Source organism: Affinundibacterium flavidum, from assembly GCF_014284175.1.
Lineage (GTDB): Bacteria > Pseudomonadota > Gammaproteobacteria > Burkholderiales > Burkholderiaceae_D > Undibacterium > Undibacterium flavidum.
Genome location: NZ_JACOGA010000018.1, coordinates 93,407 through 108,886, shown reverse-complemented (window position 1 = coordinate 108,886; position 15,480 = coordinate 93,407). Strand labels below are relative to the sequence as shown.

Sequence of the window (15,480 nt, the reverse complement as noted above, 5' to 3'; positions counted from 1 at the left end):
CCTGAGTCTACTTAGATTGGCAAAAGCATACTTGTATCAAAACGACAAATTTGTATGGAGTCGACATTATCCCGGTATGAAAAGATTTTGGAACTCACTTGGGCTAAGTTGGTACACCCAATACGCTGGATCTTTTGCCGCGATTCTTTGCAATAAATTGGTCGGACTGATACCTGCCAGATCTTGGAATTCTTTATGCATGTGGGCTTGATCGTAATAACCAGAATCTTGTGCAACTTGGGTCAGATCTCCCCATGTTGAGCCTTCATTAGCGATACGTTGCAAAGTAAAGCCGAAACGAACTAAGCGGCGCAGTTCGCGTAAATTGACGCCAAAAGTCGTACGTATGCGACGTTCTAATTGACGTTCTCCGATACCAAAATAGGCGCTAAGTGTCATCATGGGGAAAAAGATTTTTTTGTGTGCAGCAACGATGGCGTCGCCCAAGATATTCTTTTTATGCTCATGCAAAACTTGGCTGAGAAAGGTATGAAAATCACGTACATTACTTTCTGCATCGACTCCTGCTTCACATGTCGCATCGATTTTCTTTAAAAAGGCAGCGACACATATTGGATCAAAAATTTGATCCATGGGTACAGAACCATTGAGTAAGTTCGCTATTTCTAGATTCGCTGTCTTCGATAACATGCCGGGAATAAGGCAGACCGTCATTGTGATGGTATCTGGCGCATATTCGACATACATGGGTTCGGTAAACGGTCCTCGTAAAAAGAAACGGGGCACGCTCGCTCGCCTTCCATTCGCATGCACTATTTCTGCCCCACCTCGTACCATTAACATGATCGAGGGAGATAAGATCGCTGGTATATAGGCTTGATAAGCTGGTTGTGGCAACCAAAGCGTATACATAAGTAGTTGTTTAAAACGTGGTAAAGGTGGAAAAATCTGCAAGTCCATAAATCTGTTTTCTTAATGGAATTGGGGTGAATATGTAGTGAGAATTGAGGCGAAATTATAGCTAATCTAGATAAGCGGTCTCAACGAGACAACTTCAAATTAATTTTGAACCGACATAAAATATTCCAATCGGCGCTCTCCATTGATCAACTCTTGGATACCTGACTGAATAACAGCAAGATGAAGAATTTTTTCAAAATCTTGCGGTACGTCTTGATAGATCTCCATCCAAGTAATGAGACCATTATTGGGTTCAGGTCGTCGTTGCAAAAGCGGCGGGTAATCTAATTTACCCGCCAAGCCTGTACGCAAGAGTTCGACGCTACGGCAAATTTCCGTTGCGTGTTCAATTTTGCTTTTGTAGTAAATGTAGCAGTCCATAGTGACAAATTATTCCGTCACATCAAGGTATGCATAAGGCAAAGGCAAAAATTCTAGTATTGGTCCATCGCTAGCGCCCAAATGCACTTTGCCTTGCTCTTGATCAGCTAATTTAATTTCTACCAAACAGGCAAAGCCCTCACCGAAATTGCGTTCTGCGCTAACAATCATGCCGCAGGGCTGACTAGGATCATTGTCGGAAAAAATTTCCATCGCCACATCGACTACATCAGTTTTAACAGTGGCAATCGCCATGCGGCGTTTGAGTTTTCCCAGATATTGGCTACGTGCCACGATTTCCTGACCTGGGTAGCAGCCTTTTCTGAAATTCACACCACCGATCAATTCAAAATTAATCATTTGTGGCACGAATTTTTCTTTGCTTAGCTCTACAACTTGTGGCAAACCTGCATGAATATTTCCTAAGCGCCAGATGCTTGCATCGACTTTTAACAAACTCACATTCATGTTCGCAGAAATTGCTGTCAATTTTTCCTGTGCGACTACCCACTGGTAACGAGCAGTATCAAAGGCATCATGCAAGCGAACTAAAGTGCCGGCATCGTCGCTGCTTACTTTGTCGTTGATCGCGCTTGGTAATTGATCAAATTGCGTTAATAAAAAGGCTTCTGCCGCTTTGCCGCCAAGGCCTAATATGGCAAATTGCTCAGAAACTTCGCTTAACTTTACTTTGGAACGCATCACAAACATTTGTAAGCGTTTTTGCAGTGCAGGTTGCAAACTCGCGGAACATTGCAGAACGATATTGCCATCCATTTTCCAATAGAGAAAACTAGCCAGCATGCGCCCCTTAGGGGTGCAATAGGCAGCATATCGCGACTGCGTGTCGTTGAGATGTTCAACATCGTTGCTTAATTGATTGTGCAAAAAACTAGCAGCATCGTCGCCCCTTGCTTGTATTAGACTTTGGTCACTTAATTGGCAGACATACCCATTTTGTAATTGCGTAATACCAAGTTTGCTCATGTCCAGCGTTTCTGCTGACTCCAAAAATTGCGTGGTTGTGCTCATGGTGTGTTCATTTTTCCAGTTTTTTTTCCAATGCAGAATGCTTCCATTTACAATGGCAGCGATTTTTCGTGATTATCGCAGCAAATTGAGATTAGTGTTCACATGGCTTCTTTGAAAAAATTCTTTGTTTTTTGTACTTTACTACTGATCTTGCTTGCTGGAGGAGGCACTTGGGCATTCATGCGTTGGATCGATACCCCGTTAGACGTGGGTAAGAGCATTGATTTTACGATTAAACCCGGTAGCAATATACGCAGTGCTTCGCGCCAATTGGTTGACGCTGGCGTTCCGGTTCACCCGTATTTATTTGAGGCTTTAGCACGAATTACCGGCAAGGCGGGCAGTTTAAAAGCAGGATCGTTTGAATTGCAAACCCAAGAAACGCCGCAACAATTACTGAAAAAAATCGTTGAGGGTAAATTTAGCCTAACAAGCTTGAGCGTTATCGAAGGCTGGAGCTTTAAACAAATGCGCAATGCAATTGATGCTCATCCATCTATCAAGCATGATACAACCGGACTCTCTGATCGTGATTTACTGGTGAAAATTGCTAGCAAATACACGCATCCAGAAGGTTTGTTTTATCCGGACACCTATCTATTCGCCAAAAATAGTAGCGATATCCAAGTCTTTCAACAAGCGCATCAGGCCATGCTAAATCATCTCGACGCAGCTTGGAAAAATCGTGCTCAAAATTTACCTTATAAAGAACCATACCAAGCCTTGATCATGGCATCCATCATAGAAAAAGAAACCGGACAAGCGTCAGAACGCGGCATGATCGCCAGTGTGTTTGTGAATCGTTTGCGCACAGGGATGCTGCTGCAAACTGATCCCACCGTGATCTACGGCATGGGGGATAAATTTCAAGGCAATATCCGCAAACGCGATTTGACTACGGATACGCCTTACAATACCTACACCCGCGCTGGTTTGCCACCGACACCAATTGCATTGCCGGGTTTAGATGCCTTAAAGGCGGCACTCAATCCTGAACCTAGCAATGCTTATTATTTTGTGGCGCGTGGCAATGGCACCAGCCAATTCTCAGATAATTTGAGCGAACACAATAAAGCGGTGAATAAATATCAGCGCTAAGTATCAGCGCTAAGTATCAGCATTAAGTATCAGCATTAAGTATTTTAGTACTTAGAAAAACGAGAAAAAGTATGACGAATAAAGAGCAAAAATCGGGATTATTTATCAGTTTCGAAGGCATAGATGGTGCTGGCAAATCGACCCATATCAGCTTCGTGCAAGACAAATTAATGCAGCGTGGCATCAAGGTAATTACAAGCAGAGAGCCAGGCGGGACGCCTTTAGGTGAGGCCTTACGAGACCTGCTGTTAAAAGAAAAAATGCATTTAGAGACTGAAGCTTTACTGATGTTCGCATCACGTCGCGAACATATCGCTCAAGTGATACAACCGGCATTAGATGCAGGAACATGGGTGATTTCAGATCGTTTTACTGATGCGACGTTCGCCTATCAAGGCGGTGGGCGTAAATTAGCTATCGATAAATTGAACACTCTTGAGCAGTGGGTGCATCCACATTTACAACCTGATTTAACTTTACTGTTTGATGTGCCTGTTGAAGTTGCCCGAGCGCGTTTGGATGCAACTCGCACTTTAGATAAGTTTGAGCAAGAAAAAAGTGACTTCTTCAACGATACACGCAATGAATATTTGCGTCGCGTTGCAGAATTTCCTCAGCGTTTTAAAGTCATCGATTCAAGCCGCAGCATAGAAACAATACAACAAGAATTGTCAGAAATAATTGATGCGCTTTGCGCCAAGCTTACGCGTTAAGTTTGTTCCGATATTCTATGGATTAGACAAATCCAGTAGATTCAGCAGACTACACAAACTAGATAGGTCAGAAATCAAACAATGAGCAACACCTTATTCGATTGGCAGCAAGATACTTGGCAGCAAATTATGGCAATGCGCGAACGTATGCCGCATGCTTTTTTGCTGTATGGTTCAGAAGGGATAGGCAAAGCACAATTTGCCGAACATCTGGCTAAATCATTGCTTTGCGAATCACCAGCAGAAGACGGACATGCCTGCACTCACTGCTTATCTTGCAACTGGTTTGATCAGTATAGCCATCCCGATTATCGTCGTGTTCGCCCCGGTTTGCTCGATGAAGAAGATGCAGCGGAAGCAGAAACCGGCGAGGGTGGCGAAGAGCCAGAAAAGAAAACCGCCAAATCAACTAAAGCACCGTCCAAAGAAATTGTGATTGATCAGGTGCGGGCGTTGGCAAACTTCATGAATATTTCTACGCACCGTCAAGGTACGCGTGTGGTCGTCATGTATCCAGCTGAAGCTTTGAATATCCCCGCGGCCAATGCATTGTTGAAATCCTTAGAAGAACCAAATCCGAATACGGTGTTCATTTTGGTCTCGCATAAGATTGATCGACTATTGCCGACGATTTTGTCACGCTGCCACAAACTCCCTTTGACGATGCCGACGAAGGAGCAGGGTTTAGCTTGGCTAAAAGTGCAGGGCGTAAAAGACGCGGAAGTTTGGCTGGCACAACAAGGCGGAGCACCTTTGTTAGCCTTAGACATGGCGCAATCAGAGGATTTAAAAGAGCTCGATGAGCTATTGCGCACCTTGGGCAAACCCGATGTGGAAGCGAGTCTAAAAACCGCCGACAAGATGCAAAAAATGGACATGCCGCGTACCGTCTCTTGGATGCAACGTTGGTTATATGATATTTTCTCGTATAAACAAACTGGTTTGATTCGCTATTATCCCAAACACCAGGCAGACATTTCCAGACTTGCAGAGCGTGTAAGCCTCGATAAATTGATGCATTTGATCAAAAATGCACAAGATCGACAGGCAATTGCGAGCCATCCCTTGTCTGGTAAGCTATTTTTAGAAGATATGCTGTTAGAATATTCTTCTGCTTTTATCTAAGTATTTTTGGATTCCTTTTTCCTCTTAAATGGGGACGTAAAAGAGATCAATAGGGAAAATTATGGCTGAGTTACCACAAGACCCCGGCATACCATTAAATATGCCTTCGCCATCGCGGCCTTCTGTGCTTTCTTTGGCGATTAAAGAAAAGTCTGCACTGTTCTCTGCGTATATGCCATTCTTAAAAAATGGCGGTATCTTCGTACCCACCAATAAGTCCTATAAGTTGGGTGAAGAAATCTACGTCATTTTGACTTTGCTTGATGACCCTAGCAAATATCCTATCGCCGGCAAAGTCGCGTGGGTAACGCCAGCTGGCGCTGGCAATAACAAATCGCAGGGAATAGGTGTACATTTTCCGCAAGATGAAAGTGGTATACGCGTAAAAACGCGCGTCGAAGAAGTGTTGGGTGCAACGATACGATCCTCACGTGCCACGCACACCTTATAAACCACAATATCGTTTTACCTATAAATCTGCATCAAGCGCTGATACTTTTAAAATGAGTTCAGCGCTTTTATTTTGATCCGAATTTTTGAGTCTAATCCTTCTCATGTCCAAGCATCTCTCAACTAGTTTCAGTCACCGACTCGCCCGATTAGAAGACTTAAGCGCTATTGTCGCCATCTATAACTCCACAGTCGCGTCGCGCATGGTCACGGCAGATACAGAAGAAATTTCAGTTGAATCGCGCCTAAATTGGTTTCATGAACACACGCCAGAAAAACGCCCTTTATGGGTCGTCGAAAGCGAGCAGGGTGAAATTATCGGCTGGCTCTCATTCTCAAATTTTTATGGACGGCCAGCGTATTCAGGCACAGCCGAACTATCAATTTATCTGCACGAATCCACACGTCGCCTCGGCCTCGGTCGCTACCTTCTGGAACAAGCAATTCAATTTGCGCCTCAAATTAAAGTCCATACGCTCTTAGGTTTCATCTTTGGACACAATGTGCCCAGCATGAATTTGTTTGCCTCATTTAATTTCGAAATCTGGGCGAACATGCCTAGGGTGGCGACTTTGGATGGAATCGAGCGTGATTTGATTATTTTTGGTAAACGGGTTGACTAGAAGGAGTCATGTTAATTTGTTCTTAAATTAACAATTAAAATTAGTGCAATTTCTTAATTTTCTTGTGCTTAAGTTTATAGAATTCACCTATTCGATCAAGTACAAAGAACTATTTATTCCGTTGACCCCAAGCAATTCGAGAGCCTATACTTCTTTATGGCTGGTTCGTCATTAATTTTATTTCCCATTGATTCTTTCCTATGCATCGCTTCACAGTGGCTGATGGTGACTTCGAAGTGTTGATCTCATTTTCCTGCAATGGGTTTATCCATACCAAACGATCTGCTTTAGAAAGGCAGTTGGTTTTATGAGACAGCGACAAAATATTGATCGTATCGCGCGGCGAGATTGTTTGCGCTATTTGTCGACTGCGATGTTAGGTGGTTTTGTCGGTAGTGGTATCAATTGCGCGATTTCTCAGTCCGCTTTTGCGCAAACTTCCCGTAAAGAAAATTTAGCCGTTCTGTATCCAGAAATCGGTGAGCCATTTCGCGCTGTCTTTGCCAAGATATTGGAAGGTATAGACGACAAATTACAAACGCGCACCTATAAACTTGCAGTGCCAAGCGACACAGATTTAAGTGCTATGGTTGCTGATTTACGGCGTTCGGACTTGAAGGTAGTGATTGCGCTTGGGCGCGCGGGTATGCGTTTAGCCAGCGCTCTAGAGCGGGGCGTGGACGTGGTCGCAGGTGGCATTATCAGCCCAACAGAAAACGAAGCACGCGACGCCAGCATATTATGCTTAGCACCAGATCCGTCGTTGTTGCTGCAACGCTTAAAAACTTTATTACCCACTGCGAAACGCGTCAATGTCGCCTATTCGGCACGGCATAGTGCTTGGCTAATGCGTTTTGCGCAGGATGCCGCCAAACAAACGGGACTAGATTTACGAGCGCAAGAAGTTAGTGATTTACGCGGTGCCCTGCGTTATTACCAGGATTTCTTTGCGCAGGCGACCTCACAAGATGCGCTCTGGCTGCTGCAAGATCCACTCGCAGTTGATGATTCTAGCGTGTTACCTCTGGTGCTTCAGGAGTGCTGGAATAAGAATCTGCCACTCTTTTCTAGTAATGTCGCTCATGTTCGACGAGGGGCCTTATTTTCACTTTATCCTGATAATCTCGAATTGGGGCGCAGCCTCGGACGGTCTGCACTAGCCAGACTTAACAGCAATGCGCCATTAGCGCGTGGTGCGGTGCCCTTGCGTGATGTGCAAGCCGCACTGAATACGCGTACGGCTAGTCATTTAGGTTTGGATGTAACACCACAATTTCAGAGCGGCTTTCAGCTGCTATTGCCCGAACGATGAATCGCTTGAGCCTCTCCTATTGGCTGGCGCGACTGCGGCATGCCACATTCCGACGACAACTAATTATCGCCGTGGCAATTGGGGTATTTAGTGTGGGATCAGTGACTGCTTTGCTTTCAACTTGGCAGGGCAGTCTGCAAGTACGTGAAACCTTAGTACAACAAGGTTTAAGTTTGGCAAACAGCGTGGCGCAGCAAAGCCAATTAGCCTTATTGACGGAAAGTGCAGACAATGCACGCGAGCCCATTGAACGTGCGATGTCTTTTACGGATATCTTGCAAGTCGAATTACTGTACACCGATGGTCGCAGTTTGATTACCCGGGGAACTGTCGCAGAAATGCGTGCAGGTAAACCACAAACTGGAATGTCAGGCTCGTATCTTGAGACCGAAACCAGTGAGGCTTGGCGCTTTGTAGCTCCCGTGTACACCAAGCCAGCCGCAGCTTCACCATTCGAGGCGAATATAGCGACGCCTGAATTACTTGGTTATGTACGCGTGACACAAGGTAAAGCTGCGCTATCAAAATTAGTAAGCCGATTGGCTGTCATTAATTTCGGTGTCGGTCTGGTGCTCTCATGCATTTTATTGGGGCTACTACGTTTGTTAGCACATAGACTGAGCCAACCTTTAGGGGCGCTATCCACGGTGATGGCTCAAGCAGGTAAAGGACAAATGGGATTACGAGCGGTGCCAGATGGGCCTAGCGATATCGCCAGTATGGCGCAAGTGTTTAATAGCATGATGCAAAGTCTGGAGCAACGGGAACAAGAATTGCAAGAAACTAATGCAGAATTAGCCAACCATGCTGCCACATTGGAAGAAAAGGTTGCACAACGCACGGCGTCACTTAGTAGTAGTAATGCAGAGTTACAACAAGCACTACGTACTTTGCGTGAAGCGAAAAGACAATTGATTGAATCCGATAAACTTGCCTCGTTAGGACGCCTTGTTGCGGGTGTTGCACATGAGCTCAATACCCCGTTGGGAAATGCTTTGATGGCAGCATCAACGACAGAAGACATTTTGCAAAAAATTGTCGATGCTATGGCTTCTGGTGGTCTGCGCAAGTCTGAATTTGAACGAGTTATCGCGCAAAGTATAGAAGGTAGCGCTATGGTGACGCAAAATGTACAGCGTGCAGCAGAAATTATCCGTGGCTTCAAACAGCTCGCGGTTGATCAAACTACAGAGATGCGTCGCGTCTTTGAAGTTGATAATGTTATTTCGGAGATTTTATTTGCTTCGCAACCTATGTTCAAGCACAAGCCTTACCAGATAGAGACCAAATTAACGCCAGGTTTGAAAATAGATAGTTACCCCGGACCACTCGGACAGGTCATCAGCAATCTTATACAAAATGCGCTCGTGCATGGTTTTGCAGGACGAGATCATGGATGTTTGACTATAGAAAGCCGCAGTCATCATCCAGATTACGTACAAATCATTTGCAGCGATGACGGTGTCGGTATGAGCGAGGCGGTACGTTTGCGTATCTTTGAAGCTTTTTTTACTACGAAATTTGGTCAGGGTGGTTCCGGCCTGGGTATGCAAATTGTCTACAATTTGGTGACCGGTTTATTGGGAGGGGAAATCAATGTTGAAAGTGTGCTTGATAAGGGGACACGCATTACGATTACCTTGCCCTGTGCAGCGCCACAGAATATAGCTTCCTAGTATTCTGCGTTGCATTGCGCGTTACAAAAACCACTTAGAAAAACTGCGTAAAAAAATACACTAATGACGACTTTCAACGACACAAACGAAAGCACAACTTGTCGGGGGAATTTTTTAATTCTATGATTCTTATACGCGATACAGATATGTTTAGCAGGTATGTACATCGATTGGTTTTACTTCCAATTCGATATTATTCACGCCACCCGCATTGGATCACTTGCAAGGCTTATCTATGAGTAAAACAAACCTCAATAAAGTAGACTTTAGTAAAGTAGACTTCAATATACTGCTCCTGAAAAAGAGCCTCGTCGCGATGTTGGCGCTACCTTGTTTCACAAGTATCGCGCATGCTCAATCCATTAATCCTAATGCGCAATCAGGTGAAGATCTGGCACTCGTATTTGGAGACCGTGCCACGATCAGCGTCGCCACCGGTAACTCTCAAACGTTACGTCGTGCACCTGCGGTCGCCACAGTCATTACAGCAGAAGATATTGCCGCGATGGGGCTTCATGATTTGAACGACGTACTGGAAACCGTGACTGGCATCCACGTGAATCGTATTGCGCCGACTTATGCGACTAGCTATGCGATACGCGGTATCGGTGGCAATGGAGTGATCAATCCGCAGGTGTTGGTATTGCAAAATGGTATCCCAATGACCGATGTCTACAACGGTGATAAGGGTAATAACTGGGTGAGCATGCCACTCACTAATGTATCTCGCATTGAAATTATCCGCGGACCCGGTTCTGCTTTATATGGTGCCGATGCATTTGCGGGTGTGATTAATATCATCACTAAATCGGCTGCCGAAATACCTGGTACGACATTGGGTGGACGTGTTGCTTCTTTTCGTACTGCAGATGCTTGGATACAGCATGGCGGGAAATTGGCTGATATGACGGTGGCGGCGTATCTGCAAGTGGGGCGTACAGATGGCCAGCACAGCATCATTGATCAAGATGCACAAAGCTTGAATGACAAACGATTCGGCACACATGTCAGCGTTGCGCCGGGCTCACTCAATACAGAATATCGTGCTTTAGATGCTCAGTTAGATCTTTCTACTGGCAATTGGCGCTGGCGTAGTAGCTACAAAATCCGTAACGACATTGGTTTTGGTCCAGGTGTAAATAGCGCCCTTGATCCAACGCACCATAGTGATAGTAATCGCTTTACCAGCGACCTGAGCTGGAACTCAGCGCAATTGATTAATGACTGGAACTTCGGTGCGGTACTCAGCTACTTGCGGCTGGCAGAGCAAACACCACAAGGAATCGCTTTATTTCCACCGGGTGCTCGTATCGGCCCTAGTTACTTTCCTGATGGGATGATAGGCGGTCCGGGAAGATGGCAGCGCACAGTGCGTCTCTCGGGATTTGCGGCCTATAACGGTTGGCAGGGGCATGCCATACGTATTGGCGCAGGTCATGATGATTTAAATTTGTATCACACAACCACCTTTAAAAATTTCTTACTTAGCCCTGCGGGCTTACCCATTCCAACGGGACCAGTGCAAGACTACAATGCAATTCAACCGCATATTTTGCCGCACCGCCGACATATCAATTATGTGTATCTACAGGATGAATGGCAATTATTACCCGATTGGGTAATGACGGCGGGTATCAGGCATGATCGCTATGATGACTTCGGTGGCACCACGAATCCGCGCTTGGCTTTGGTGTGGGATGCGAGCGTCGATGTGACGGCGAAATTGCTGACTGGTCGCGCATTTCGTGCTCCCTCGTTTAATGAGCAATACGGCATTAACCCAGTCAATAGTGGCAATTCTTCATTAGAACCCGAAACCATCACTACCCATGAGTTAGTCTTGAACTGGCAAGCGAACTATAAGTTAGGTGTTAACCTGAATTTGTTCGACTATCACATGGCGTCGATTATCCGTAGCGTGGCAAATCCAGCACCAGCGCCCGGCGCAAGCTATCGGAATGTGGGACAAGTCAACGGACACGGTGCAGAACTAGAATTGAATTGGGAACTCAGTGATAATTTACGCGGTAGCTTCCAGCATGCCTGGCAAAAGGCGCGAGATCCACAAAACGGTACGGATCCTAGCCTCGCTCCACGCCACCACACCTTCGCTAAATTGAATTGGCAAATGGCACCCGGCATACTACTTAGCCCGCAAGTCAACCGGGTCGCCGGACGCCAACGCTCGGCCGGAGACACCCGCCCACCTGTTTCTGATTACACCACCTTTGATCTGGCACTGAGTACCAAATTAGACAGCTGGGAACTATCTCTCAATGCACGTAATCTGTTTAACGCCGATGTACGTGAGCCTAGTTTGGCACCGGGTCTAGCAATCCCACACGATTTTCCGATGGCACCTCGCTCATTGGCTTTGCAGTTGGTTCGTAAAATGTGAATGTAAATTTTGTATAACCCTTAAGAATTAGCGTGAATAATCTGAGGGGTATTCGACTGTTATTGAATACCTCATCGAATAACTCACTGAATACTTCGTAGAATCCCCACTTTTTGCGGCCGATTTCGGGCTCAAGAGCATAAACAGAGTAAAATTCGGCCTTATACGATTTTTTGATCTTGGAAATGGCAGTACTTCTCGTCCATGATCTCTCTTTTTAGGAATCCCCACTATGCTGAGCTATCGCCATGGTTTTCACGCTGGCAATCATGCTGACGTTCTCAAACACTTTGTTTTAATCGAGTTACTCAATTATCTCGGTCAAAAAGACACGGCTTACACCTATGTCGATACGCATTCCGGTGCAGGCCTGTATTCTCTGGATACTGGCTACGCGATGAAGAATGCGGAGTACGAAACTGGTATCGGCCCTTTGTGGGATAGAGATGATGTACCAGCCGCTTTGCAGGTATATCTGGATTTGGTCAAGGCCATGAACCCTAGCGGCAAGATGCGCTACTACCCAGGTTCGCCTTACTGCGCGAATGAAGTGATGCGTTCACAAGATCGATTGCGTCTGTTTGAATTGCATCCTAGTGAAATCAAAATCCTGAGTGAAAATTTTCGTAAATTAGAAGCGCACAAGGCAGAGCAGGGCGAACGTCAAACTGTGCGCGGCAAACGCATCATGATTAATGCTGGTGATGGTTTTGAAGGTTTGAAGGCAATTTTGCCACCGCCTTCACGCCGTGGCTTAGTCTTGATTGATCCTCCGTATGAAGTCAAAGATGATTATCGCCGCGTTAAAGTTTGTCTAGAAGACGCTTTGGTACGTTTTCCAACCGGCACCTACGCGGTCTGGTATCCGGTCTTGTCGCGCATAGAGTCCAAACAATTACCAGAGCGTTTAAAACGTATTCCGGCGAATGGCTGGTTAAATGTGACCTTGAGTATCAGTGGGCCAAGCCCAGACGGTTTTGGCTTGCATAGCAGCGGCATGTTTATTATCAATCCACCTTGGACTTTAGAAGCGACATTGCGTGAAGTGATGCCGTATTTAGTGCGTGTATTGGGTAAAGACGTCAGTGCTAAATTCGAGATCGAATCTGGTGAAACTGAAACCGTTAAGATAAAAAGCCCGGTTCGTGCGCCAGTTGATCGTAGTGCGCGTGGAACAGGTGTTGGTCGCCCGCAAGTTGGTAGTTTGCGCACCAACAATGCGAATAGAACCGATGCAAATAAAGGTGGTGCGAGAACTGGAACTGCCGCTGCACCAAGTCGTGACTTAGGTCAAGGCAAACGCACTGCACGTCCGGCAAACTTATCGAAGACGCGCTCACGCTAAGTTCATTTAGGAGGATTCAGCGTCACAAAAAAGCTAAAGGCACTGGATCCTTGCCTGCGCAGGGATGACATCTCAATGTTCTAACCTCCACTGAGCGACATCGCTAACATACCTGATTCTTCATCCAATATTTTATGCGGAAAGTCTCATGCATATATCACTACGTACATTGATCAAATCGACTATCAGTGTCATCTTCACCCTAACGATCAGCACGCAGTTCGCCCAAGCCGACACCATCAAAATCGCTGTCATTGATCCCATGTCCGGACCATTTGCTCCGGTCGGTCTAAATACTTTCAATTCATTTAAATTCATCGCCGACAAGGCAAATACCGAGAAGTGGGCGGGAGAGCATCGCATCGTTTTCGATGCTTTCGATAACAAAGCGGGCGTACAAGAGAGCTTGAGCCTGTTAAAAACGGTGGCAGATAAAGGCTATCGTTTCGTCACTCAGGGAACAGGCTCTGCAGTTGGCCTAGCACTAATCGATGCAATCAACAAACATAATCAACGCAACCCGGGCAAAGAAATTATCTACCTCAATCACGGCTCGATTGATCCCGATATGACGAATAGCAAATGCAGCTTTTGGCATTTTCGTTTTGATGCGAATTCCGATATGAAAATGGAGGCTTTAACCAGCTTCATGGCGGCGGATAAAAATATCAAAAAGGTGTATCTGATAGGGCAGAATTACTCGCATGGGCAACAGGTAGCGCGCGCGGCGAAAGCCTACTTGGCACGTAAGCGTCCCGATATACAAATCGTCGGCGAAGATTTACATCCTATCGCCAGCGTCAAAGATTTTTCTCCTTACATCAATAAGATCAAAGCGTCAGGGGCGGATGCCGTCATTACGGGTAACTGGGGTACCGACCTAGCTTTGTTGATAAAGGCGGGCAAAGAGATGAACTTAAACGCTAATTTTTATACCTATTATGCGAGTTCAACCGGTGTACCCACGGCGATGGGAGAGGCAGGAATCGACAAGGTGAAGTTGATTGGCTACTGGCATCCCAATAATTTTTCCAAACTCGGCAGTGCGATTACGCAAGGCTACAAAGAACAATACAAAGACGATTTTTCATCGACATCAACTTACGCCATGATTGCCAGCCTCGCAAAAGCGATGACGATAGCAAGTAAACAAAGTGCTGATCTCGACCCGGTAAAAATTGCTTTTGCACTAGAAGACGTACAAATCGATTTCTTTGGTACACCTGCCTCTATGCGCAAAACCGATCATCAATTTCAACAAGCGCTGTATGTGTCGAACTGGGTAAAAGTGAACGGCAAAGACGTGCGCTTTGATCAGGAAAACACAGGCTTAGGCTGGAAAACCTTGCAGAAGTTTGAGCCGTATGTTGCGAGCCAAGCGACGTCTTGTCAAATGAAACGTCCATAGCGCTCATCATTAATATCATAAGCGCACCGTGGAATTTTTTCTCATCAACCTGCTCAATGGCCTCAGTTATGGACTGCTGCTCTTCATGTTATCAGCAGGGCTTACGCTTATTTTCAGCATGTTGGGCGTACTCAATTTTGCCCATGCCAGTTTCTATATGCTAGGTGCTTATCTCGGTTATAGCTTTAGTGGTTTGTGGGGCTATTGGTATGGATTGTTAATCGCACCAATCATCACAGCTTGCTTGGGGATGCTGGTCGAACGCTTTGCCTTACGTCGTTTACATGTGCAGGGACAGCTTGCCGAACTCTTATTCACCTTCGGCCTTGCTTATGTGATGCTGGAAATCGTGCAATTAATTTGGGGGAAATTGGCCATTCCCTATCGCATACCTGATGCATTGCAAGGCACTTTATTCACTGTATATTCCAGCCCCTTTACGATTTATCGCGGATTTGTCGCTGTGTTAGCACTGGCCATGTTGGGATTGATGTACTTAGTGCTAGGTCGTACCCGGATCGGTTTAGTGATTCAGGCTGCGTTAACTCAGCCGCGGATGGTCGAAGCTTTAGGGCACAATGTGCCGCGTATCTTTATGTGGATTTTCGGACTTGGTTGTGGCCTTGCTGGTTTAGCTGGCGCGGTTGGCGGTAATCTCTTGGTTACTGAGCCCGGTATGGCGGCGAACGTCGGCAGTATTATTTTCGTAGTCATCGTATTGGGTGGCATAGGTTCACTTTCTGGCTCGTTCTTAGCCTCTATGTTGATCGCGCTTTTGCAAACATTTGCGGTGACTTCAGATCTATCTTTACTCGATGTTTTTAAGCCTTTCCTCAGTGCCCCCTTAGCAGCTGACAATGTAGGGACATTCGGCTTATCAGGATTACTGAATCTGCGCCTCTCGCAGATGGCACCAGTTTTACCGTTTATCATCTTATTGCTGATGTTGATTTGGCGTCCACATGGATTGTTCGGTACAAAGTCGGAAGTAAATTAAG

The 15,480-nt window shown here is 45.8% G+C and carries 13 protein-coding genes and 1 pseudogene; 11 read left to right on the top strand and 3 right to left on the bottom strand.

From position 1 onward, the window contains the following. Nucleotides 1-66: 66 nt before the first annotated feature. The 3 genes from H8K55_RS17770 to ygfZ form a co-directional block, all read right to left on the bottom strand. Entirely contained in the window at nt 67-921 is an 855-nt protein-coding gene (locus tag H8K55_RS17770) for a helix-turn-helix domain-containing protein (protein ID WP_186943403.1), read from the bottom strand. A gap of 99 nt (nt 922-1,020) precedes the next feature. Further along, a complete protein-coding gene (locus H8K55_RS17765) occupies nt 1,021-1,302 on the bottom strand; it encodes a DUF4936 family protein (protein WP_186943402.1) in 282 nt (93 codons plus the stop codon). 9 nt (nt 1,303-1,311) lie between these two features. After that, complete coding sequence (ygfZ, locus tag H8K55_RS17760) at nt 1,312-2,334, bottom strand: CAF17-like 4Fe-4S cluster assembly/insertion protein YgfZ (RefSeq protein WP_186943401.1); 1,023 nt, start codon at nt 2,332-2,334, stop codon at nt 1,312-1,314. Nucleotides 2,335-2,436: 102 nt separating this feature from the next. Between ygfZ and mltG the strand changes: the two genes are divergently transcribed. From mltG to H8K55_RS17705, 11 genes and pseudogenes are all read left to right on the top strand, one after another. Continuing rightward, nucleotides 2,437-3,432, top strand: a complete 996-nt coding sequence (mltG, locus tag H8K55_RS17755; RefSeq protein WP_186943400.1) for an endolytic transglycosylase MltG — start codon at nt 2,437-2,439, stop codon at nt 3,430-3,432. A 71-nt stretch (nt 3,433-3,503) separates the two neighbouring features. Continuing rightward, nucleotides 3,504-4,145 (top strand): dTMP kinase, encoded by a 642-nt coding sequence (tmk, locus tag H8K55_RS17750; protein ID WP_186943399.1) that lies wholly within the window; start codon nt 3,504-3,506, stop codon nt 4,143-4,145. 81 nt (nt 4,146-4,226) lie between these two features. Next, entirely contained in the window at nt 4,227-5,270 is a 1,044-nt protein-coding gene (gene holB / locus H8K55_RS17745) for a DNA polymerase III subunit delta' (protein WP_186943398.1), read from the top strand. A gap of 61 nt (nt 5,271-5,331) precedes the next feature. After that, nucleotides 5,332-5,721: a PilZ domain-containing protein gene (locus tag H8K55_RS17740; RefSeq protein WP_230408689.1), complete on the top strand. Its 390-nt coding sequence runs from the start codon at nt 5,332-5,334 to the stop codon at nt 5,719-5,721. Between the two features lie 103 nt (nt 5,722-5,824). Continuing rightward, nucleotides 5,825-6,343 (top strand): GNAT family N-acetyltransferase, encoded by a 519-nt coding sequence (locus H8K55_RS17735; RefSeq protein WP_186943397.1) that lies wholly within the window; start codon nt 5,825-5,827, stop codon nt 6,341-6,343. 307 nt (nt 6,344-6,650) lie between these two features. Beyond that, a complete protein-coding gene (locus tag H8K55_RS17730; RefSeq protein ID WP_186943396.1) occupies nt 6,651-7,655 on the top strand; it encodes an ABC transporter substrate binding protein in 1,005 nt (334 codons plus the stop codon). Next, a complete protein-coding gene (locus tag H8K55_RS17725) occupies nt 7,652-9,331 on the top strand; it encodes a sensor histidine kinase (RefSeq protein WP_186943395.1) in 1,680 nt (559 codons plus the stop codon). Before H8K55_RS17730 ends, H8K55_RS17725 begins: the two co-directional genes overlap by 4 nt. A gap of 235 nt (nt 9,332-9,566) precedes the next feature. Then, nucleotides 9,567-11,729 carry a TonB-dependent receptor plug domain-containing protein gene (locus H8K55_RS17720; protein ID WP_230408688.1) on the top strand — a complete coding sequence of 721 codons (2,163 nt, stop codon included), beginning with the start codon at nt 9,567-9,569 and terminating at the stop codon, nt 11,727-11,729. Between the two features lie 232 nt (nt 11,730-11,961). Further along, a pseudogene (locus tag H8K55_RS17715) lies at nt 11,962-12,843 on the top strand (23S rRNA (adenine(2030)-N(6))-methyltransferase RlmJ); the annotation flags it as partial. A 379-nt stretch (nt 12,844-13,222) separates the two neighbouring features. Continuing rightward, nucleotides 13,223-14,482, top strand: coding sequence for a branched-chain amino acid ABC transporter substrate-binding protein (locus tag H8K55_RS17710; RefSeq protein WP_186943393.1), 1,260 nt, complete (start codon nt 13,223-13,225; stop codon nt 14,480-14,482). Between the two features lie 28 nt (nt 14,483-14,510). Further along, complete coding sequence (locus tag H8K55_RS17705) at nt 14,511-15,479, top strand: branched-chain amino acid ABC transporter permease (RefSeq protein WP_186943392.1); 969 nt, start codon at nt 14,511-14,513, stop codon at nt 15,477-15,479. Nucleotide 15,480 lies beyond the last annotated feature (1 nt).

Coding starts and splice junctions, on each gene's coding strand:
- H8K55_RS17765 (WP_186943402.1), bottom strand. CDS start 1,302: ATGGACTGCTACATTTACTACAAAAGCAAAATTGAACACGCAACGGAA.
- H8K55_RS17710 (WP_186943393.1), top strand. CDS start 13,223: ATGCATATATCACTACGTACATTGATCAAATCGACTATCAGTGTCATC.
- H8K55_RS17740 (WP_230408689.1), top strand. CDS start 5,332: ATGGCTGAGTTACCACAAGACCCCGGCATACCATTAAATATGCCTTCG.
- ygfZ (WP_186943401.1), bottom strand. CDS start 2,334: ATGAGCACAACCACGCAATTTTTGGAGTCAGCAGAAACGCTGGACATG.
- H8K55_RS17730 (WP_186943396.1), top strand. CDS start 6,651: ATGAGACAGCGACAAAATATTGATCGTATCGCGCGGCGAGATTGTTTG.
- tmk (WP_186943399.1), top strand. CDS start 3,504: ATGACGAATAAAGAGCAAAAATCGGGATTATTTATCAGTTTCGAAGGC.
- H8K55_RS17770 (WP_186943403.1), bottom strand. CDS start 921: ATGGACTTGCAGATTTTTCCACCTTTACCACGTTTTAAACAACTACTT.
- H8K55_RS17720 (WP_230408688.1), top strand. CDS start 9,567: ATGAGTAAAACAAACCTCAATAAAGTAGACTTTAGTAAAGTAGACTTC.
- mltG (WP_186943400.1), top strand. CDS start 2,437: ATGGCTTCTTTGAAAAAATTCTTTGTTTTTTGTACTTTACTACTGATC.
- holB (WP_186943398.1), top strand. CDS start 4,227: ATGAGCAACACCTTATTCGATTGGCAGCAAGATACTTGGCAGCAAATT.
- H8K55_RS17735 (WP_186943397.1), top strand. CDS start 5,825: ATGTCCAAGCATCTCTCAACTAGTTTCAGTCACCGACTCGCCCGATTA.
- H8K55_RS17725 (WP_186943395.1), top strand. CDS start 7,652: ATGAATCGCTTGAGCCTCTCCTATTGGCTGGCGCGACTGCGGCATGCC.